21 protein-coding genes and 1 pseudogene are annotated in these 18,284 nt (G+C 70.8%); 10 read left to right on the top strand and 12 right to left on the bottom strand.

Annotation, left to right across the window (positions count from 1 at the left end):
* The first annotated feature begins 41 nt into the window (after nt 1-41).
* Entirely contained in the window at nt 42-692 is a 651-nt protein-coding gene (locus tag ACIRA5_RS00860) for a DedA family protein (RefSeq protein WP_403686019.1), read from the top strand.
* 48 nt (nt 693-740) lie between these two features.
* Here ACIRA5_RS00860 and ACIRA5_RS00865 read toward each other — a convergent pair whose 3' ends face one another.
* Complete coding sequence (locus ACIRA5_RS00865) at nt 741-1,271, bottom strand: gamma carbonic anhydrase family protein (RefSeq protein WP_382366171.1); 531 nt, start codon at nt 1,269-1,271, stop codon at nt 741-743.
* 142 nt (nt 1,272-1,413) lie between these two features.
* Between ACIRA5_RS00865 and ACIRA5_RS00870 the strand changes: the two genes are divergently transcribed.
* On the top strand, nt 1,414-2,181 hold the full coding sequence (locus ACIRA5_RS00870) for an acyltransferase (RefSeq protein WP_403686021.1): 768 nt from the start codon (nt 1,414-1,416) through the stop codon (nt 2,179-2,181).
* Nucleotides 2,182-2,197: 16 nt separating this feature from the next.
* Here ACIRA5_RS00870 and ACIRA5_RS00875 read toward each other — a convergent pair whose 3' ends face one another.
* On the bottom strand, nt 2,198-3,055 hold the full coding sequence (locus ACIRA5_RS00875) for an EamA family transporter (protein ID WP_403687176.1): 858 nt from the start codon (nt 3,053-3,055) through the stop codon (nt 2,198-2,200).
* Nucleotides 3,056-3,171: 116 nt separating this feature from the next.
* Here ACIRA5_RS00875 and ACIRA5_RS00880 point away from each other — a divergent pair, with 116 nt between their 5' ends.
* Entirely contained in the window at nt 3,172-3,744 is a 573-nt protein-coding gene (locus ACIRA5_RS00880; protein ID WP_403686022.1) for a helix-turn-helix domain-containing protein, read from the top strand.
* A gap of 43 nt (nt 3,745-3,787) precedes the next feature.
* Nucleotides 3,788-4,345 carry a YbaK/EbsC family protein gene (locus tag ACIRA5_RS00885; protein WP_403686023.1) on the top strand — a complete coding sequence of 186 codons (558 nt, stop codon included), beginning with the start codon at nt 3,788-3,790 and terminating at the stop codon, nt 4,343-4,345.
* A gap of 15 nt (nt 4,346-4,360) precedes the next feature.
* Here ACIRA5_RS00885 and ACIRA5_RS00890 read toward each other — a convergent pair whose 3' ends face one another.
* On the bottom strand, nt 4,361-5,554 hold the full coding sequence (locus ACIRA5_RS00890; RefSeq protein ID WP_403686025.1) for a cation diffusion facilitator family transporter: 1,194 nt from the start codon (nt 5,552-5,554) through the stop codon (nt 4,361-4,363).
* A 17-nt stretch (nt 5,555-5,571) separates the two neighbouring features.
* Here ACIRA5_RS00890 and ACIRA5_RS00895 point away from each other — a divergent pair, with 17 nt between their 5' ends.
* Nucleotides 5,572-5,931, top strand: coding sequence for a metalloregulator ArsR/SmtB family transcription factor (locus ACIRA5_RS00895; protein ID WP_352053555.1), 360 nt, complete (start codon nt 5,572-5,574; stop codon nt 5,929-5,931).
* Between the two features lie 16 nt (nt 5,932-5,947).
* On the opposite strand, the gene ppk2 is transcribed toward ACIRA5_RS00895, so the two are convergent.
* The 4 genes and pseudogenes from ppk2 to ACIRA5_RS00915 form a co-directional block, all read right to left on the bottom strand.
* Entirely contained in the window at nt 5,948-6,832 is an 885-nt protein-coding gene (gene ppk2, locus ACIRA5_RS00900; RefSeq protein ID WP_403686027.1) for a polyphosphate kinase 2, read from the bottom strand.
* 21 nt (nt 6,833-6,853) lie between these two features.
* Nucleotides 6,854-7,090: a hypothetical protein gene (locus ACIRA5_RS00905; protein ID WP_403686029.1), complete on the bottom strand. Its 237-nt coding sequence runs from the start codon at nt 7,088-7,090 to the stop codon at nt 6,854-6,856.
* Nucleotides 7,091-7,109: 19 nt separating this feature from the next.
* Nucleotides 7,110-8,264 carry an anion permease gene (locus ACIRA5_RS00910; protein WP_403686031.1) on the bottom strand — a complete coding sequence of 385 codons (1,155 nt, stop codon included), beginning with the start codon at nt 8,262-8,264 and terminating at the stop codon, nt 7,110-7,112.
* Nucleotides 8,265-8,464: 200 nt separating this feature from the next.
* A pseudogene (locus tag ACIRA5_RS00915) lies at nt 8,465-8,878 on the bottom strand (Fur family transcriptional regulator); the annotation flags it as partial.
* A gap of 135 nt (nt 8,879-9,013) precedes the next feature.
* On the opposite strand from ACIRA5_RS00915, the gene ACIRA5_RS00920 reads away from it, so the two are divergent.
* From ACIRA5_RS00920 to ACIRA5_RS00930, 3 genes are all read left to right on the top strand, one after another.
* Entirely contained in the window at nt 9,014-9,274 is a 261-nt protein-coding gene (locus ACIRA5_RS00920; RefSeq protein WP_403686033.1) for a hypothetical protein, read from the top strand.
* Nucleotides 9,258-11,474 (top strand): catalase/peroxidase HPI, encoded by a 2,217-nt coding sequence (gene katG, locus ACIRA5_RS00925; RefSeq protein WP_403686034.1) that lies wholly within the window; start codon nt 9,258-9,260, stop codon nt 11,472-11,474. Before ACIRA5_RS00920 ends, katG begins: the two co-directional genes overlap by 17 nt.
* Nucleotides 11,475-11,612: 138 nt before the next feature.
* The gene (locus ACIRA5_RS00930; protein WP_403686036.1) at nt 11,613-12,461 is read left to right on the top strand and encodes an alpha/beta fold hydrolase; all 849 of its coding nucleotides are present in this window, start codon (nt 11,613-11,615) and stop codon (nt 12,459-12,461) included.
* 44 nt (nt 12,462-12,505) lie between these two features.
* Here the strand turns inward: ACIRA5_RS00930 and ACIRA5_RS00935 are convergent, their stop codons facing one another.
* Together ACIRA5_RS00935 and ACIRA5_RS00940 are read right to left on the bottom strand one after the other, a co-directional pair.
* Nucleotides 12,506-12,946: a GNAT family N-acetyltransferase gene (locus ACIRA5_RS00935; protein WP_352053562.1), complete on the bottom strand. Its 441-nt coding sequence runs from the start codon at nt 12,944-12,946 to the stop codon at nt 12,506-12,508.
* A gap of 75 nt (nt 12,947-13,021) precedes the next feature.
* Nucleotides 13,022-13,429, bottom strand: coding sequence for a CoA-binding protein (locus tag ACIRA5_RS00940; protein ID WP_095855949.1), 408 nt, complete (start codon nt 13,427-13,429; stop codon nt 13,022-13,024).
* Nucleotides 13,430-13,634: 205 nt separating this feature from the next.
* On the opposite strand from ACIRA5_RS00940, the gene ACIRA5_RS00945 reads away from it, so the two are divergent.
* Entirely contained in the window at nt 13,635-14,300 is a 666-nt protein-coding gene (locus ACIRA5_RS00945) for an SDR family NAD(P)-dependent oxidoreductase (protein ID WP_403686038.1), read from the top strand.
* A gap of 83 nt (nt 14,301-14,383) precedes the next feature.
* Nucleotides 14,384-14,902, top strand: coding sequence for a MarR family winged helix-turn-helix transcriptional regulator (locus ACIRA5_RS00950; protein WP_403686039.1), 519 nt, complete (start codon nt 14,384-14,386; stop codon nt 14,900-14,902).
* A gap of 223 nt (nt 14,903-15,125) precedes the next feature.
* On the opposite strand, the gene ACIRA5_RS00955 is transcribed toward ACIRA5_RS00950, so the two are convergent.
* The 3 genes from ACIRA5_RS00955 to ACIRA5_RS00965 all read right to left on the bottom strand — a co-directional run bounded on the left by ACIRA5_RS00955 (nt 15,126) and on the right by ACIRA5_RS00965 (nt 18,255).
* Complete coding sequence (locus ACIRA5_RS00955; protein WP_403686041.1) at nt 15,126-16,295, bottom strand: acyl-CoA dehydrogenase family protein; 1,170 nt, start codon at nt 16,293-16,295, stop codon at nt 15,126-15,128.
* Nucleotides 16,296-16,297: 2 nt separating this feature from the next.
* Nucleotides 16,298-17,461, bottom strand: coding sequence for an acyl-CoA dehydrogenase family protein (locus ACIRA5_RS00960; RefSeq protein WP_403686042.1), 1,164 nt, complete (start codon nt 17,459-17,461; stop codon nt 16,298-16,300).
* 113 nt (nt 17,462-17,574) lie between these two features.
* Nucleotides 17,575-18,255 carry a response regulator gene (locus tag ACIRA5_RS00965; protein WP_403686044.1) on the bottom strand — a complete coding sequence of 227 codons (681 nt, stop codon included), beginning with the start codon at nt 18,253-18,255 and terminating at the stop codon, nt 17,575-17,577.
* Nucleotides 18,256-18,284: the final 29 nt, after the last annotated feature.

The raw sequence follows: 18,284 nt of genomic DNA on the forward strand, positions 1-18,284 counted from the left end.
GGGCGCACGCCGGGAAGTGTGCGATTCGGGAGGAACCGGCGTTGGACGTCCAGCATTGGCTCGAGACGGTGCCCGCGGTCAGCATCTATGCGCTGGTGGCACTGGTCATCGGCCTGGAGAGCCTGGGCATCCCGTTGCCCGGTGAGATCATCCTGATCTCGGCGGCGCTGCTGTCCTCGCAGCACTCGGGCATCAACCCCGTCATCCTCGGGGCGTGCGCCAGCATCGGCGCGATCGTCGGCGACTCCATCGGGTACGCCATCGGCCGCAAGGGCGGGCGCCCCCTGCTGGCCTGGCTGGGAGCGAAGTTCCCCAGGCACTTCAGCGAGGGGCACGTCGCGACCGCCGAGCGGTCCTTCCAGAAGTGGGGCATGTGGGCCGTCTTCTTCGGCCGGTTCATCGCGCTGCTGCGGATCTTCGCCGGGCCGCTCGCGGGTGTGCTGAAGATGCCGTACTGGAAGTTCCTGATCGCCAATGTGCTGGGCGGGATCATCTGGGCCGGGGGCACCACCGCGGTCATCTACTACGTGGGTGTCGTCGCCGAGTCCTGGCTGAAGCGGTTCTCGTGGGTCGGGCTCGTGGTGGCCGTCCTCATCGGGCTTGCCTCGATGCTGATCGTGAAGCGGAAGGCGAAGAAGGCGGCGGCGGAGATCGAGACGGGGGAGCGGGAGCCGGTGGCGGCTGCCGAGTAGGTTTCCGCCGTCGTGTGTGTGCGGGTTGTACATGGCTGAAGGGGCGCTTCAGCTCTCGTGTGCCTCCTTGTGCGTCTTTGCCAGGTCCACGTAGAAGGTGCCGTTCAGGGTGAGGCCCTGGCGTTCCTCCTCCGTCAGGGGGCGCTTGACCTTGGCGGGGACTCCGGCCACCAGGGAGCCCGGCGGGACCCGCATCCCCTGGGGGACCAGGGCCTGGGCCGCCACCAGGGAACCGGCACCGATCACCGCGCCGTTGAGGACCGTGGCGCCCATGCCGATCAGGCAGTCGTCCTCGACCGTCGCGCCGTGCAGCACGGCGTTGTGGCCGACCGAGACGCGCTCGCCGACCGTGATCGGGAAGCCCGGGTCGACGTGGAGGGTGCAGTTGTCCTGGATGTTGCTGTCGGCGCCGACGACGATCGGACCGAAGTCGGCGCGCAGTACCGCGCCGTACCAGACGCTCGCGCCCGCGTGCAGGGTGACGTCCCCGATCACCACGGACGTCGGTGCCGTGAACGCCTCCGGGTCCACCTGCGGGTCCTTGCCGCCGATCCCCATGATCAGCGCCTGCTGCGTCATCAGCGTCTCCTTGTTGTCGTTGTCGGCGTCGTCGTCGGCGTCGGTACAGCGGCACCGTATGTCATCGCTCCCGGCCCCGGTGGGGCGAAGATCACAGCGGTGATCTCTGCTGGGCCCAGGCCGCCCTGAGTACGGTGAGCGGGTGCCCAGCAACAGGAACGTGTTCTCATCATGGCGGCGCCGCCTCGCGCAGCGCGCCGTCCACGCGTGCTGGGCCTGGGTGCAGCGCACGGGTTCGGTGACGGCCGAGCGCCCTGGGCGGCTGCGCTTCGGCGCGATGGGAACGGGTACCAGACTCGCCTTCCCGCTCGGCACCGTCTTCGGTGAACCCTGGATCCATCTCGGCGCCCACTGCATCGTCGGCGAACAGGTCACCCTCACCGCCGGTCTGATGCCCGACCTCGACCTCGGCGCCGACCCGATCCTGCGCATCGGCGACGGTGTCGTGCTCGGCCGCGGCAGCCACGTCATCGCCGACACGACGGTCACGATCGGCAGCGACTGCTACTTCGGGCCGTATGTGTACGTGACGTCCACGAACCACTCGTACGACGATCCGCAGGTGCCCATCGGCAAGCAGTGGCCCCGGATGGAGCCGGTGGAGATCGGATCCGGCTGCTGGATCGGCACCGGGGCGGTGATCCTGCCGGGGGCGCGGATCGGGCGAAACGTCGTGGTGGCGGCCGGTGCGGTGGTGCGCGGCACGGTGCCGGACCACTCGGTCGTGGCGGGGGCTCCCGCCCGGGTCGTACGGCGCTGGGACGCGGCCTGTGGCTGGCAGCCGCCGCTGCGGACGCCCGCGCCGGTCCCGATTCCCGACGGGGTGACCCCGGAGCAACTGCTCGCGCTGTCGGAGCTGGACGAGGAGACCGTGGAGCGGCTGGCGGAGCTGGACGCCGAGTCGTCCTGAAGCCGATCGGCAGGGATCAGCCGGTGGCCAGCAGTACCGTGCCGACCAGCGCCAGGCCCGCGCCCGCCGCCTGGATTCCGCGCAGCCGCTCGCTGAGGAAGCCCCGTGCGGCGAGGGCCGTGACCACCGGATAGAGCGAGGCGAGGACGGCGGCCACCGTGACCGGGCCGTGCTGGGCGGCGACGGAGTACGTGCCGTTCGCTGCGACGTCCGCGAGGCCGACGAAGGCGAGCGCAGGCAGGGAGCGCCAGGGGAAGCCGCCCTCGGGAAGGGCGGCGGTGCCACGCCGCACGGAGACGAGGAGCGCCGCGCCGCCGGTGGCGACGTTGGTCAGGCGCTGCACGAACAGCGCGAGGAACAGCCCGGTCACCGACGAGGACGCCTCCGCGATCAGCACGAACACCGTGCCGAAGCCGAGCGCGGCGATCAGGGTGAGGAGGACCGCCTGTCGCTGCACGGCGGCGCCTCTCCACTGGGGCCCGCCGGCGAGTACGACGCCCACGACGGCGACCGCGATGCCCGCCACCTGCGTCAGGCCGGGGCGCTCCCCGAGGAAGATTCCCACGGTGATGGGGACGGCCACGGCCAGGGAGCCGAGTGGGGAGACGACGCCCATCGGGCCCAGGGCGAGCGCCTTGTAGAAGGAGAGCAGCGCGACCGGTCCCACGAGTCCGGCGGCGAACGCGAACCACAGCTGCGGTCCCGCCGCGCTCCAGCCGCCGGTCACGACCACGATCGCGCCCAGTACCGCCGCCGCGATCGACTGCGAGACGACGACCACGGTGAGCGCGGGCGTACGCCGGGTCAGCAGCCCTCCGCCGAAGTCGGCCAGGCCCCACAGGAGGCTGGTGGCCAGGGCGAAGAGCGCTGTCAGTGCCGTCATCGGGCCCCTCGCAGTACAGTTCAGTGAACGATCAGGTGCACCACAGCATAGTTCATTCTAGTGAACTCTGTAATCTAGAATATTGGACGCGGACTCATGGACGGAATGTGTCGGATCTCGACCTGCTGACCCAGTCGCTGGCGCGCAACGTGAAGCGCTGGCGCACCGAGCGCGGCTTCACCCTGGACGTGCTCGCCGGCCGCGCCGGAGTCAGCCGCGGCATGCTCATCCAGATCGAGCAGGCAAGGACCAACCCCAGCATCGGTACCGTCGTGAAGATCGGTGACGCGCTCGGCGTCAGCATCACGACGCTCCTCGACTACGAGCAGGGCCCCAAGGTCCGGATCGTCCCGGCCGAGCAGGCCGTACGGCTGTGGCACACGGACGCGGGCAGCTACAACCGCCTCCTCGCCGGTACCGAGGCGCCCGGACCGCTGGAGATGTGGGACTGGCGGCTCATGCCGGGCGACGGCAGCCCCTCGGACCCGCACCCCACGGGGACGGTCGAACTCGTCCACGTCTTGGCGGGCGACCTCACTCTCGTCGTCGACGGGACCGACTACCGCGTCCCCGAGGGCGCGAGCGTGTCCTTCGAGGCCAACACCCCCCATACGTACGCCAACAAGGGCGACGTGCCGGTGGAGATGGTCATGGCGGTGTCGGTCCCGCTCGTGCACTGAGACGCCCCAGCGGGCGGACCGGAGCGGCTGTTAGCGTGCCGCCATGCGCGCTCCCCTCGGACACTTCGACCACGCCACGGCGGCCCCCGACTGCCTCGAGGAACTCACCCGCCCGGTCGCGGACGGTGTACGCCACTGGCGCGGCACCGTCCCCGCCGACCAGATCGTGTACGTCGACACGGACCCCGAGTGGGCCGACACCGCGACCTTCGTCGAGCACTACGGCAAGGAACTGCTGGACCAGTCCGCCAACTGCGTGGTCGTCGCGGGCAAGCGCGGCGGCGAGACCACGCTCGCCGCCTGCGTGGTCCTCTCCGCCACCCGCGTCGACGTCAACGGCGTCTTCCGCCGCCAACTCGGCGCCCGCAAGGCCTCGTTCGCCCCGATGGACACCGCCACCGGCGAGAGCGGCATGGAGTACGGCGGCATCACCCCGATCGGACTGCCCGGCGACTGGCCGGTGCTGGTGGACTCGGCGGTCGTCGAGCTGCCGTACGTCCTGGTGGGCAGTGGCCGGCGGCGCGGGAAGCTGCTGGTGCCGGGCAAGGCGTTCGCCGAACTGCCGAACGCGGTGGTGCTGGAGGGGCTGGGCATCGCCTGACCGGACAGGTCCTAGCTAGGCGACCATGTGATGCGCCAGCGTCAGGTGCGGGTCCGTCTCGCCCGGCGCGGGGGCCGGATCGGCGTGTACGAGGGCCGCGGTGAGCTTCGGTACGGCGTGCAGCAGGGCGTGTTCGGCCTCGACGGCGATCCGGTGCGCTTGTCGCACACTCGCCTCGCCGTCCACCACGACCGCCACCTCGGCGCGCAGCCGGTGCCCGATCCAGCGCAGCCGCAGCTCACCCACCCCGTGCACGCCGGGGATCTCCCGCAGGGCCCGTTCGGCCGAGTCGACCAACTCCGGGTCCACCGCGTCCATCACACGCCGGAAGACCTCGCGGGCCGCGTCGCGCAGCACCAGCAGGATCGCGGCCGTGATCGCCAGGCCCACCAGCGGGTCGGCGAGTTGCCACCCCAGTGCCGCGCCGCCCGCCCCCACCAGCACCGCGAGTGACGTGAATCCGTCAGTACGGGCATGGAGGCCGTCCGCGACGAGGGCGGCCGAGCCGATCTCGCGCCCGACCCGGATGCGGTGCCGGGCGACCCACTCGTTGCCGAGGAAGCCGATCAGCGCGGCCGCCGCGACGACTGGGATGTGGTGCAGGGGGCGCGGGTCGATCAGCCGCTCGAACGCGGTCCAGGCCGCGAAGGCGCCGGACGCGGCGATCGTCAGCACGATCACGATGCCCGCGAGGTCCTCCGCCCGGCCGTAGCCGTAGGTGAAGCGACGCGTCGCCGCGCGTCGGCCCAGCACGAACGCGATGCCGAGGGGGACGGCCGTGAGCGCGTCGGCGGCGTTGTGCACCGTGTCGCCGAGCAGCGCGACCGATCCGGAGACCACGACCACCACCGCCTGTGCCACAGCGGTGGTACCGAGGACGACGAGGGACACCCACAGGGCGCGCATACCGCGCGCCGAGGACTCCAGCGCGGAGTCGAGCTTGTCGCCGGTGTCGTGGGAGTGGGGGGTGAGGCGATGACGGAGACGGGAGAGGGGCCCGGAAGAGGTGCTGTGGGCGTGGGGGTGCGGATGAGGCTGCGGGTGGTCGTGCCCCGAGCGGTCGTGGCCGTCGCCGTGACCGTGGTCATGGCCGTGGGGCGTGCCGTGATCGTGGGAGTGGCCGTGGCCGCCGCTGTGGTCGTGGCCGTGCTGCAGGTCGCTCACGGGGGTCCCCTTCCGGTGCGCGGGAGTGGACGTGTCGGCGTCCATGGGGCCATTATGTGCGTATGAGCGCACGCATGCACCTATCACCTGCGCATGATGCGCATCCGCGTACCCCCGGCGAGGAACAGTTCGCGCTCGCCGCCGAACTCCTCGCCCTCCTGGGCGACCGCACCCGGCTCGCCCTCCTGCACGCGCTGACCGGCCAAGAGGCCGATGTCACGACGCTCACCGAGGCGTGCGGGGCCGCGCGCCCGGCCGTCAGCCAGCATCTGGCCCGGCTGCGTCTCGCCGGTCTGGTGAGCACCCGGAAAGAGGGCCGCCGGGTCATCTACTCACTCGGTGACGGCCACCTGCGCCGGGTGGTCGACGAGGCGCTGAACCTGGCCGACCACCGCCTCACCGATCGCCCGTCGCACGACTGAGCGAACCCCGCCGCGTTCAGTGACCGGTGTCGTCCTCGCCCGCCTCCAGCAGGTTCGCCGCCGCGCCCACGATGCTCGGGTCCGGGCTGCCGACGACCTCCTCGTCCTTGTCCGTGTAGGAGAAGCGGGCCAGGACGCTGCGCATCGCCTCGACGCGCGCCCGCTTCTTGTCGTTGCTCTTCACCACGGTCCAGGGGGCCTGTTCGGTGTCCGTCTCGCGGAACATGGCGACCTTCGCGGCGGTGTAGTCGTCCCAGCGGTCCAAGGAAGCCAGGTCCATCGGGCTGAGCTTCCACTGTCGTACGGGATCGACCTGGCGGATCGTGAAACGGGTGCGCTGCTCGCCCTGCGACACGGAGAACCAGAACTTGATCAGGTCCACCCCGTCGTCGACGAGCATCCGTTCGAAGGCGGGTGCCTGCCGCGTGAAGCGGCGGTACTCGTCGTCCGTGCAGAAGCCCATCACCCGCTCGACGCCGGCCCGGTTGTACCAGGACCGGTCGAACATCACGATCTCGCCCGCGGTCGGCAGATGTTCCGCGTACCGCTGGAAGTACCACTGGCCGCGCTCGCGCTCGGTCGGCTTCTCCAGCGCCACCACCCGGGCACCGCGCGGATTGAGATGCTCGGTGAACCGCTTGATCGTGCCGCCCTTGCCGGCCGCGTCACGCCCCTCGAAGACGATGACCAGGCGACGGCCTGTCGCCTTGATCCAACTCTGCAGCTTCAGCAGTTCTATCTGCTGGAGGCGTTTGTGCCACTCGTACTCCTTGCGCTCCATGCGCTCGTGGTACGGGTAGTTCTCACGCCAGGTCTCGACCGGACTGCCGTCCGACCGGATCAGTACCGGGTCGTCATGGTCGCTGTAATCGACGGTCAAACCCGTCAGCAATGGTGTCATCGCGGCCTCCCCGGCTTCACTTCAGTGGAACTGCGGCACGATCAGGTAAATTCCGTACGCGACGACCGCCGCGCAGGCCAGGAAAGACAGTCCGGCCTGTGCGAAGCCGAGGGCGTGGGTGCCGTCGGCGTCCTTCTCACGTGCCGCCTCGACCTGGGAGACACCCAGTACGCCGAGCGCGAAGACGACCACCACTCCGACAGTGACGGCGATGCTCACCGCGGTGACCTCGCCCAGTGCGGTCCAGTCCAATTGCATCGTACGACTTCCCCTTGGCTCAGGCGACGGTGCCGACGGTCGTCGGCCCAGCGGCACGGACGGTGACCTCGTGGGCGTCGTTCACATTGTCCGCACGCACAGGGTTGCGGCGCGAGGCGACCACGATGAACGCGGCGACGGCGGCGGCGCACAGGGCGATCACCACGGTGCCGAAGGTGCCGCCGTGTTTCACCACGCTCGCCGAGACCCCGCCGACCAGTGCGGCGGCGGGCAGCGTGACCAGCCAGGCGATCACCATGCGGCCCGCCGTGCCCCAGCGGACCTCGGCCAGCCGCCTGCCCAGGCCGGCGCCGAGGATGCCGCCGGAGCAGACCTGTGTGGTGGAGAGCGCGAAACCCAGGTGGGCGGAGGTGAGGATCACGGTGGTGGCGGCGGCCTCGGCCGCGAAGCCCTGGGGCGACTGGATGTCGGTGAGCCCCTTGCCCATCGTGCGGATGATCCGCCAGCCGCCGAGGTAGGTGCCCAGTCCGATGGCGAGACCGGCGGACGCGATCACCCACACCGGGGGACCGGCGTCGTGACCCAGCGCCCCCGCCGAGATCAGCGTCAGCGTGATGACGCCCATCGTCTTCTGGGCGTCGTTCGTGCCGTGCGCCAGGGAGACGAGCGAGGCCGAGGCGATCTGGCCGAGCCGGAAGCCCTTGGTCACCGAGTCCTGGCGGGCCCGTGCGGTGATCTTGTACGCGAGGTAGGTGGCCAGCAGCGCCGCGACGCCCGCCACGACCGGCGAGGCCACGGCCGGGATCAGCACCTTCTCGACCACCTTGTCGAAGTGCACGCCGTGCTCGCCCGCGCCGACCCAGACCGCCCCGATCAGTCCGCCGAACAGGGCGTGCGAGGAACTGGAGGGCAGCCCGAGCAGCCAGGTCAGCAGATTCCACAGAATCGCCCCGACCAGGCCCGCGAAGATCATTCCTGGGGTGACCAGGGTGTCGTCCACGATGCCGCCCGAGATGGTCTTGGCGACCTCGGTGGACAGGAACGCTCCGCCGATGTTCAGGACGCCGCTGATGAGGACCGCTGTTCTCGGTTTGAGTGCCCCGGTGGCGATGGACGTGGCCATCGCGTTCGCCGTGTCGTGGAATCCGTTGGTGAAATCGAAGGCCAGCGCCGTGACGATGACGACCGCCACGAGGAACGTGATGTGGTCCATCCCTTTAGGGAAGCGAGCGCAGGCGTACGCCGGGCGAACCGGAGGCGAAGGCGGTGTGAGCCGGAGTGAAGGTGACGGTAGGGGGGTCGGGCCTTGACGCGGTTGGCTCAGGGATCGGTCTGTGTGCGGTGGCTGAAACTCGTCCTACGCGCGGTACTCGTCCCGCGTCCGGTCCCCGTCCGCGGCTCGGTGCCGTCCTCTGCGCGGCCGCAGTCGGGGCACAGGCCCCGGTAGGTCACCTCGACATGGGAGACGGCGAAGCCGAACCGCTCGGAGGCGGGCAGATCGGACAGGGGGTCGCCGTGAGGGTGGACGTCCCGGACGGCGCCGCAGCCCGAACACACCAGGTGCTGGTGGGGATGGTGGGCGTTCGGGTCGTAGCGCTTGGCGCGGCCGTCGGTGGCCACCTCGATCACCTCGCCGAGCGACACGAGCTCGCCGAGGGTGTTGTAAACGGTCGCGCGGGAGATCTCCGGCAACCGGGCGGTGGCGCGTGCGAGCACCTCGTCCGCGGTGAGGTGCACGTGCTCGCCGTCGAGTACCTCGGCGACCACCCGGCGCTGGGCGGTCATCCGCCAGCCGCGTCCGCGAAGTCGTTCGAGCAGGTCACTCATGCTCACCAGCCTCATCATGCATCGTCCGACGAATGAATCCGTACGGGTCTGGTTCTCGTATTGACTTGGACTGGGTCCATCGTAGGATCAGTTCTGGCGACAGCCAAGGGACCGGACAACAGCAGGGAAAGGCACGTGACGTTCAGAAGACGGGTGGAGCTCGCCCACTTCAGTCGCGAGCGCACCCCCGAGCCCGGCAGCCCGACGCGGTTCGAGCGACGCGTCGGCGACTGCCACCACTACGTCATGCGCCGGTCGTACGGTGTCGTCGACGACGTCCCCAGGGGTCAGTGCCCCGGCTGTTTCGACTGTTTCGACCGACTGTTCCACCGCCCGCAGTTCCTGAGCACAGTGATCCGCCCCGTCCGGAAGGATTCCCATGTCCGAGAACCATGATGCAATCGTGACCGATGCGAAGTCGGAGGGCGCAGGTGGCTGCCCCGTCGCGCACGGGCGCGCCGCGCATCCGACCCAGGGCGGCGGAAACCGCCAGTGGTGGCCGGAGCGGCTCAACCTGAAGATCCTGGCCAAGAACCCCGCCGTCGCGAACCCCCTCGGTGAGGAGTTCGACTACGCCGAGGCGTTCAAGACCCTGGACCTGGCGGCCGTGAAACAGGACATCGCCGAGGTGCTGACCACCTCGCAGGACTGGTGGCCGGCCGACTTCGGCAACTACGGCCCGTTCATGATCCGCATGGCCTGGCACAGCGCGGGCACCTACCGCATCAGCGACGGCCGTGGCGGCGCCGGCGCCGGCCAGCAGCGCTTCGCCCCCCTCAACAGCTGGCCGGACAACGGCAACCTCGACAAGGCCCGCCGCCTGCTGTGGCCGGTGAAGAAGAAGTACGGCCAGAGCCTCTCCTGGGCCGACCTCATGATCCTCACCGGCAACGTGGCCCTGGAGCAGATGGGCTTCGAGACCTTCGGCTTCGCCGGCGGCCGCGCGGACGTCTGGGAATCCGAGGAGGACGTGTACTGGGGCCCCGAGACCACCTGGCTCGACGACCAGCGCTACACCGGCGACCGCGAGCTGGAGAACCCGCTCGGCGCCGTCCAGATGGGCCTCATCTACGTCAATCCCGAGGGCCCCAACGGCAACCCGGACCCGATCGCCGCGGCCCGCGACATCCGTGAGACGTTCCGCCGCATGGCGATGAACGACGAGGAGACGGTCGCCCTCATCGCGGGCGGTCACACCTTCGGCAAGACCCACGGCGCGGGCCCGGCGGAGAGCGTCGGCGCCGACCCCGAGGCCGCCCCGATCGAGGCACAGGGCCTGGGCTGGAAGAGCACGTACGGCACCGGCAAGGGCGCGGACGCCATCACCTCCGGCCTGGAGGTCACCTGGACCACCACGCCCACCCAGTGGAGCAACGGCTTCTTCGACAACCTCTTCGGCTACGAGTGGGAGCTGACCCAGAGCCCCGCCGGCGCCAACCAGTGGGTGGCGAAGGACGCCGAGGCGACCGTCCCCGACGCGCACGACCCGTCGAAGAAGCGTCTGCCCACGATGCTCACCACCGACCTCTCGCTGCGCCTCGACCCGATCTACGAGCCGATCTCCCGCCGCTTCCACGAGAACCCCGCGGAGTTCGCGGACGCCTTCGCCCGCGCCTGGTACAAGCTGACCCACCGTGACATGGGCCCGAAGTCGCTCTACCTCGGCCCGGAGGTCCCGGAGGAGACCCTGCTGTGGCAGGACCCGCTGCCGGAGGCGGAGGGCGAGGCCATCGGCGCTGACGACGTCACCGCCCTCAAGGCGAAGATCCTCGACTCGGGGCTGACCGTCCCGCAGCTGGTCTCCGCCGCCTGGGCGTCGGCCTCGACGTTCCGCGGCAGCGACAAGCGCGGCGGCGCCAACGGCGCGCGCATCCGCCTCGAGCCGCAGCGCGGCTGGGCGGCCAACGACCCCGACCAGCTCGCGGCGGTGCTGCGCACGCTGGAGGGCATCCAGCGGGAGTTCAACACCGGTGACAAGAAGGTCTCCCTGGCCGACCTGATCGTGCTCGGCGGCAGCGCCGCCGTCGAGAAGGCCGCCAAGGACGCCGGTCACGCCATCGAGGTGCCCTTCACCCCGGGCCGCGTCGACGCGACGCAGGAGCACACCGACGCGGAGTCCTTCGCCGCGCTGGAGCCGACCGCCGACGGGTTCCGCAACTACCTCGGCAAGGGCAACCGCCTCCCGGCCGAGTACCTGCTGCTGGACCGCGCGAACCTGCTGACCCTGAGCGCTCCCGAGCTGACGGTCCTCGTCGGTGGCCTGCGCGTCCTGGGCGCCAACCACCAGCAGTCGGCGCACGGTGTCCTCACCGCGAACCCCGGCACGCTGACCAACGACTTCTACGTCAACCTGCTCGACCTGGGCACGACGTGGACGCCGACGTCCGAGGACGCGACCACCTTCGAGGCCCGCGACGACGCCACCGGCGAGGTCAAGTGGACCGGCACCCGTGCCGACCTCGTCTTCGGGTCGAACTCCGAGCTGCGCGCGATCGCCGAGGTCTACGCGGCAGACGACGCCAAGGCGAAGTTCGTGAAGGACTTCGTCGCGGCGTGGGACAAGGTCATGAACCTCGACCGGTTCGACCTGGTCTGATTCTCGTCTGATCATCCAGGACAGGACGTCCAGGCCGACCCGTACCGGTCGGCCTGGACGTTTTTTGGTCCGGCGACCTCCCCCGGCGCCGCGTAAAAACGCTTGCCCCGAGCGTCCCGTCGTCATGAGGATGACGGAATGCCGATCTTCTCCGCCCCCGACGGGACCGAACTGGCCTACCACGTCACCGGCCAGGGAGAGCCGCTGCTCTGTCTGCCCGGTGGGCCCATGCGTGCCTCCGCCTATCTCGGCGATCTCGGCGGGCTGTCGCGGCACCGTCGGCTGTTCCTGCTGGATCTGCGGGGGACCGGTGACTCCGCCGTCCCGGCCGACCCGGCGACGTACCGCTGCGACCGGCAGGTGGACGACGTCGAGGCCTTCCGGGCGCACCTGGGGTTGGAGCGGGTCGATCTCCTCGCCCACTCGGCGGCAGGTGACCTCGCATTCCTCTATGCGGCCCGGTATCCGGACCGCATCCGCACCCTCACCTCGGTCACCGGGCGCGCCCGGGCCCTCGGGATCGACTTCACCGAGGAGCACCGCAGGGAAGCCGCCGCGCGGCGCGGGGCCGAACCGTGGTTCGCGGCGGCGTACGGCGCCTACGAACGGATCTGGGCGGGCTCGACGGCCGATGCCGACTGGGACGCCGTCGCCCCGTTCTTCTACGGCCGCTGGGACGCGACCGCGCAGGCACACGCCGCGACCGAGGTCGAACAGACCAATGAGGAGGCCGCGGACCTGTACGCGTCCGCAGGTGCCTTCGAACCCGCCGTGGCCCGCGCCGCCGTCGCCACGCTGGACGCCCGGGTCCTGCTGCTCGCGGGCGAACTCGACAGTGGCCCACTGCCGCGCGTGGCCGCCACCGTGGCGGAGCTGTTCCCCGAGGGGGAGCCGATCGTCCAGCCGGGGGCCGGCCACTTCCCCTGGCTCGACGACCCCCGGCGCTTCACGGAAACGGTGACGGCGTTCCTCGACCGGGCGCGGTGACCGGGGCGCGGTGACCGGGGCGCGGTCACCGGAGCCGGCCGGGCTCAGGCCAGTCGCAGGTCGACCCACTCGGCCGTTTCGCCCGGCAGCACATACCGCTCGATCTCGACGAACCCGCGCTGCACGGCGAACCGCAGCCCGTCCTCGTTGGACGCCAGTACGACCGTCTCGATCACGTCCGCGCCCAGCGCCCGCGCCTGCTTCAGCCCGCGCTCGTAGAGCTCCTCACCGAACCCCTGCCGACGGTGTGCGGGCAGGACCCGGGCGATCACCGTGGCCGTCGCGCCGCCGTCCTTGGGCGGACGCACGGTCGAGCAGCCCACCAGGACGTCGCCGAGGTACGCGATCTCCAGGTGGTTGCGCCCGGCCCGCTCACGGACCTCGTCGAGCGACAGGGCGGCGGGCGGCACGATCACATTGTGGACGTACTGCCAGTCCTTGAGACCGGCCTCGTCGTCCGACTGCTGAAAGGTGAGTGTGGACACCGGAGCAGCAAACCGATCCCCACCACCGGCCGTCAAGCGGGTTTGCCCCGAACCGGCTCGCCGTGCGGACGCCGCTCAGCCGAGGCGCGGGATCTCGATGGCGGGGCAGCGGTCCATGACCATGTCGAGTCCGGCGGCGCGGGTGCGGCCGTACGCGCCCTCGTCGACGACTCCGAGCTGGAACCAGACAGCCTTGGCACCGGCGGCGGCGGCTTCGTCGGCCACGGGCCCCGCGAGGTCGCTGTTGACGAAGACATCGACGACATCGACGTCGAACGGGATCGCGTCCAGCGACGGGTAGCCCTTCTCGCCGTGAACGGTCTCCGCCTTCGGGTGCACGGGGACGATCCGCTTGCCGTAGCGCTGGAGAACGTCGGCGACTCCGTACGCCGCGCGCCTCTCGTTGGACGAGAGGCCCACGATCGCCCAGGTGTCGCCGAGTTCGGTGAGGATCTTGCGGATCGTTGCCGGGTCGCCGTACACGGTCGGCCTCCTGGGTCTGGTGTCAAGGACTGTCATGGGCCCGCGTGGCCTGTCATGCGTGCTCAGCGGGAGAACAGCATGAGGCACACGGTGATTCCCCCTGGCGCGGGGGCCCTGTCCGTGAGTGACGAGCGGCGGGGGCCCACTGGGGGCATGCTGCCCCTCGTAGGCTGCCCCACCCCCCCCCGAGGCCCCAAGGAAGACCATGACCACCATCGCCATCATCGGAGCAGGACCCGGCCTCGGAGTCGCCGTCGCACGGCGGTTCGGCCGCGAGGGGTTCGACGTCGCCCTCATCACCCGCACCACGGACCGGGCGCAGACCCTCTCCGCCGAGTTGGTGGGGGAGGGCCTGACGGCGCGCGGTTTCGCGGCCGACGTACGCGATCCGAAGGCTCTCGAAGCGGCGCTGGACGCGGCGACCGCGACCCTGGGGCCCATCGAGGTCATGCAGTACAGCCCGGTCCCGCAGCGGGAGTTCATGCGGCCGGTCCTGGAAACCACCCCGGCCGACCTCGTGGGACCGATCGAGCTCTCGGTGTACGGCCCCGTCGCCGCCGTGCACCAAGTGCTGCCCGGCATGCGCGCCCTCGGCCGCGGCACCATCCTGTTCGTCAACGGCGGCACCGCCGCGGTACCCCACCCCGACCGGGCCGGTACGTCCCTCGCCTTCGCCGCCGAGAGCGCCTACGGACACCTGTTGCACGGTGCGCTCGCCGACGAGGGCATCCATGTCGCGCAACTCGTCATCCCCGGCGCGATCAGCCCCGGACATCCCAGGAAGGATCCCGCCGCGCTCGCGGAGGCCCTCTGGAACATCCATCAGGACCGGCACGGCTACCGGCATTTCGCCGACGACCTCGACTCCTGAGGGGCGGCGCCCGAGCAGCCCTCATGACCTTCGGCCTCACTCGACATTGCTTGACTTATGCAAGTAGACGTTAGAGTCGTCCCATGTCGACACCACCGCCCAGACCAGCAGATCCCGCGCTGACGGACGTGGCCGAGATCGAGCGTGCGCTCACCCGTATCTCGTATCTGACCAGCAGGGTTCGTCAGCATGAGCGCCTCATGGCGCTGGCCGGACTGCCGCTGGACCGGGCCGCCGTGGCGCTGCTGCGACAGGTCGCCGACTCCGGCTCGTTGCGGCCCAGTGAGCTGGCGAATCTGCTGTCCGTCGAGGCGTCCCACGTGACGCGGCAGGTGCAGCAGCTGGAGAAGACCGGCTATCTGACGCGCGTCCCGGATCCGAACGACCGCCGGGCCCAGCGCATCGAACTCACGCCGGCCGGCCGGGACGCGGTCGACCGCGTGCGGGAGGCGAGCTGCCGAGGCATGTCGGTCGCGTTGGCGGACTGGTCGCCGGGAGACCTGGAGCGGCTCGCCACGCTGTGCCATCGGCTGGCCGACGACTTCTTCACACACGCCGAGGACGAGATCGACCTGCGGCCCGAGGCTCCTCGCAAGGCCTGACGCCGGGGGTGCCTTCCTACGCGGGGCCACCCAGCTGACGCGGTGGCCGTGCCCCGGCGGACGCGCGGGCCGTTTCTGGCCACAACGCCGTTGCGGTCCTCGGGGGCGGTTTCGCGCTCCTGGGTCCGACTTCTCGGCGCCGAGGCTCGGTCGGGCCTCGGCGCCGCCGGTCAGGGGTGCCTGCCGTACGTCGCTTCCCGCCGCCCCGCAGGACCCCGTACCGTCAGCGGTTCCTGGGCAGCCTGAGGTGGCGCTCCGCGATGATCTCGCGGAGGATCTCGCTGGTCCCGCCGTAGATGGTGCCGACCACCGCCGCCCGGAAGCCCTCCTCGAATCTGCCGCCCGCGGGGGCGCCTGCCGCGTCCGGGGCCAGTACGCCCTCGGGGCCCAGGATGTCGAGGATGTCGCTGGAGTGGCGCTGCGCGGCCTCCGTGGCGAACAGCTTCCACATCGACCCCTCGACACCGGGGAGGTCGCCCTTCTGGGCGCGCCACCGGTTGCGCAAGGCGAGCAGGCGGGTGACCTCCTCGTCGACCGCCATCCTGCCGATCCGCTCGGCGGCCAGCGGGTCGTCGAGGACCGTCGTCCCGTCGGGGCGTCGCGCGGTGCGTGCCCAGGCGGCCAGATCGCTGGCCAGGGAACCGCCGTCCGAGCCGGGGCTGGACGCGGAGCGTTCGTGGACCAGCGCCACGTGCATGACGCCCCACCCGCCGTCGACCCCGCCGAGGCGTGCGGAATCCGGGACCCGCACGTCGGCGTAGAACGTGGCGTTGGTGCGCTGCCCGCCGAGCGTGTGGATCGGCTGGATGTCGTACCCGGCGCTGTCGGTCGGCACGAGGAACATCGACAGCCCCTTGTGCTTGGGCACGTCCGGACTGGTGCGGGCCAGCACGAACACATGGCTGCACAGCTGGGCGGTGCTGGTGAACATCTTCTGGCCGTTGATGACCCACTCGTCGCCGTCCTGGACCGCGGTGGTCTTCGCCGCGGCGACGTCCGAGCCGGAGTCCGGCTCGCTGTAGCCCAGGGCGATCAGCGTGTCGCCGCGGAGCGCGGCCGGGATGTACTCGCGCTTCTGCTCCTCGGTTCCCACGTGCTCGATGGTGCGCAGCACCATGGAGGTCGTGGACCAGCCGTCGGAGGCGAGCCCTCTGCGGCCGAGTTCGTCGAACACGGCCCGGGCGAAGCCGGGATCGACCCCGCTCCCCCCGTACTCGGGTGCCCAGTCGGCCGCGAGGATCCCGTCGCGCGCGAGCAGGGTGTGCAGCTCGGCCGTCTGATGCGTGCCGGAGCGGCGCTGTTCCTCCCCCCACTCCGGTCGCACATGGGCCTCGACCCAGGCGCAGGCAGCCTCGCGGTGCGAGGCCAGTTCGTCGAATTCGCGGAAGTCCATCGTCAGCCCGCCCTCTCTGCCGGTGCCGGTGCCGGTGCCGGTGCCTGGGCCTGTCCCTGGGCCTGTGTCGCGCCGAAGACGCGGTGCGCGAGCCGCGCGTACGCCGCGCGGGAGTCGCCCGCGACGAGTGACCACGCCTTGGCCCGCCGGAAGTAGAGCTGGATGTCGTACTCCAGCGTGTAGCCGTATCCGCCGTGGAAGTGCAGGACCTCCGACGCCGTCTTGTGGGCGGTCTCCGCGGCGAACAGAAAGGCCATGGTCGCCGAGGTGTCGGCCGTGGGCAGGTTCTCGTCCTGGGCCCAGGCCGCCTCGTAGGCCAGCAGGCGGGCGCCGTCGAGGGCGATCGCGTTGTCGGCCAGGCGGTGCTGGATGGTCTGGAACGTGCCGATGAGCACGCCGAACGCCTTGCGTTGCATCACGTAGTCGACGCCGATGTCGAGGGCCTTCGAGCCGAGGCCGAAGAGCGCCGCGCCGGTCAGCAGTTCCCACCGGCTCAGGGCGCGGCGATAGGCGCGGACGGCGGCCGGTCCGCGCGCCAGCACCAGGGCGTGTTCCGTGTCGATGGGGCAGTCGGCGAGCGGAAGTGCCCCGAGATTGTGGACGGCCCCGCCCGGCGCGGCGGGGCCGCGGTCCGGCTGCCGGAGCAGGAGGAGTTCGTCACCCCGCAGGACGGCCACGAGATCGGCCACCGCGCCCGCCGGCACCACCCGCGCGAGGTCGCCCGTCGCCGGGCGCAGGGCCAGGGTCGCCAGGAGCTCGCCCGCGACGGCGCGTGCGGTGAGGGATTCCAAGCGGGCATCCGGCGCGCCGGCCGACGACGAGCCCCCGCCGGGCAGCGGCGAACCTCCGTCGGACAGCGATGCGATGTCGGACAGCGATGCGATGAGGTCGTTCGCCACCGCCGCCTCGATCAGGGGCACCGGAGCCAGGGACCGCCCGAGGCACTCCGCCGCGATCGCCAGTTCCACGAAACCGGCACCGCCGCCACCGAGGTGCTCGGGTACGGCGATCGCGGCGAGCCCCAGGTCGACGACCCTCCGCCACAGCGCCGCGTCGAACCCGAGTGGCTCCGCCGCCCGTACGGCCGCGGTGGACGACTCCTTCTCGAAGAACGTGCGCAACGTGTCGCGAAGCGCACTCTGGTCGTCCGTGAAGTCCAGGTCCACGAGTCGTGCCCCCTAGTGAGTGACATAAGTCACATTCTCCCATTCTGGCATACGGCATTCTCGCCTACGGTGGGGCGCTGTGGCCAGGGGGACGACGTCCGGGCCGGGCTCGCTCACTCCGGGGGCCGTGAGACCCGTACGAGTCCGCACCGGTAGGCGATGACGACCAGTTGAGCCCGGTCGCGGGCGTGGAGTTTGGTCATGGCGCGGTGCACATGGGTGCGGACGGTCAGCGGGCTGACGACGAGTTCCTCGGCGATCTCGTCGTTGGACCTTCCCTCGGCCGCCAGCGCGGTCACCTCTCGCTCGCGAGCGGTGAGAGCCGCCAGCCGTCCGGGAAGCGCCGGCTGGGCACCGGGTGCGGGGGAGGCGAGGAACCGGGTGACCAGGGTGCGTGTGGCCCGGGGGGAGAGGAGCGCGTCGCCCGCCGCCACGGTGCGGATGCCGCTCAGGAGTTCGTCCGCGGTGACGTCCTTGCCGAGGAAGCCGCTGGCTCCGGCACGCAGGGACCGGGCCACGTCCTCGTCGGTGTCGAACGTCGTGAGGACGAGGACGCGGGTGGTGGCGAGGCCGGGGTCGGCGCAGATGGTGGCGGTGGCGGTGAGCCCGTCGGCCTCCGGCATACGGATGTCCATGAGGACGACGTCGGGGCGGTGGGTACGCGCGAGTGAGACCGCTGCCCGGCCGTCGGCGGCCTCGTCGACCACTTCCATGTCGGAGCAGGAGTCGATCAGGATGCGGAATGTCGCCCGCAACAGGGCTTGGTCGTCGGCGAGCAGGACGCGGATGGTCATGGGGATGAGGTCCTCTTCCGGGCCGAAGA

The sequence above is a fragment of the Streptomyces sp. NPDC096311 genome, assembly GCF_044763085.1.
Taxonomy (GTDB): Bacteria; Actinomycetota; Actinomycetes; order Streptomycetales; family Streptomycetaceae; genus Streptomyces.

Excerpts from the sequence above, each read along its gene's own strand:
- ACIRA5_RS00865 (WP_382366171.1), bottom strand. The coding sequence starts at position 1,271 with ATGACGCAGCAGGCGCTGATCATGGGGATCGGCGGCAAGGACCCGCAG.
- ACIRA5_RS00885 (WP_403686023.1), top strand. The coding sequence starts at position 3,788 with ATGCGCGCTCCCCTCGGACACTTCGACCACGCCACGGCGGCCCCCGAC.
- ACIRA5_RS00890 (WP_403686025.1), bottom strand. The coding sequence starts at position 5,554 with ATGGACGCCGACACGTCCACTCCCGCGCACCGGAAGGGGACCCCCGTG.
- ACIRA5_RS00895 (WP_352053555.1), top strand. The coding sequence starts at position 5,572 with ATGAGCGCACGCATGCACCTATCACCTGCGCATGATGCGCATCCGCGT.
- ppk2 (WP_403686027.1), bottom strand. The coding sequence starts at position 6,832 with ATGACACCATTGCTGACGGGTTTGACCGTCGATTACAGCGACCATGAC.
- ACIRA5_RS00905 (WP_403686029.1), bottom strand. The coding sequence starts at position 7,090 with ATGCAATTGGACTGGACCGCACTGGGCGAGGTCACCGCGGTGAGCATC.
- ACIRA5_RS00910 (WP_403686031.1), bottom strand. The coding sequence starts at position 8,264 with ATGGACCACATCACGTTCCTCGTGGCGGTCGTCATCGTCACGGCGCTG.
- katG (WP_403686034.1), top strand. The coding sequence starts at position 9,258 with ATGTCCGAGAACCATGATGCAATCGTGACCGATGCGAAGTCGGAGGGC.
- ACIRA5_RS00930 (WP_403686036.1), top strand. The coding sequence starts at position 11,613 with ATGCCGATCTTCTCCGCCCCCGACGGGACCGAACTGGCCTACCACGTC.
- ACIRA5_RS00945 (WP_403686038.1), top strand. The coding sequence starts at position 13,635 with ATGACCACCATCGCCATCATCGGAGCAGGACCCGGCCTCGGAGTCGCC.
- ACIRA5_RS00950 (WP_403686039.1), top strand. The coding sequence starts at position 14,384 with ATGTCGACACCACCGCCCAGACCAGCAGATCCCGCGCTGACGGACGTG.
- ACIRA5_RS00955 (WP_403686041.1), bottom strand. The coding sequence starts at position 16,295 with ATGGACTTCCGCGAATTCGACGAACTGGCCTCGCACCGCGAGGCTGCC.
- ACIRA5_RS00965 (WP_403686044.1), bottom strand. The coding sequence starts at position 18,255 with ATGACCATCCGCGTCCTGCTCGCCGACGACCAAGCCCTGTTGCGGGCG.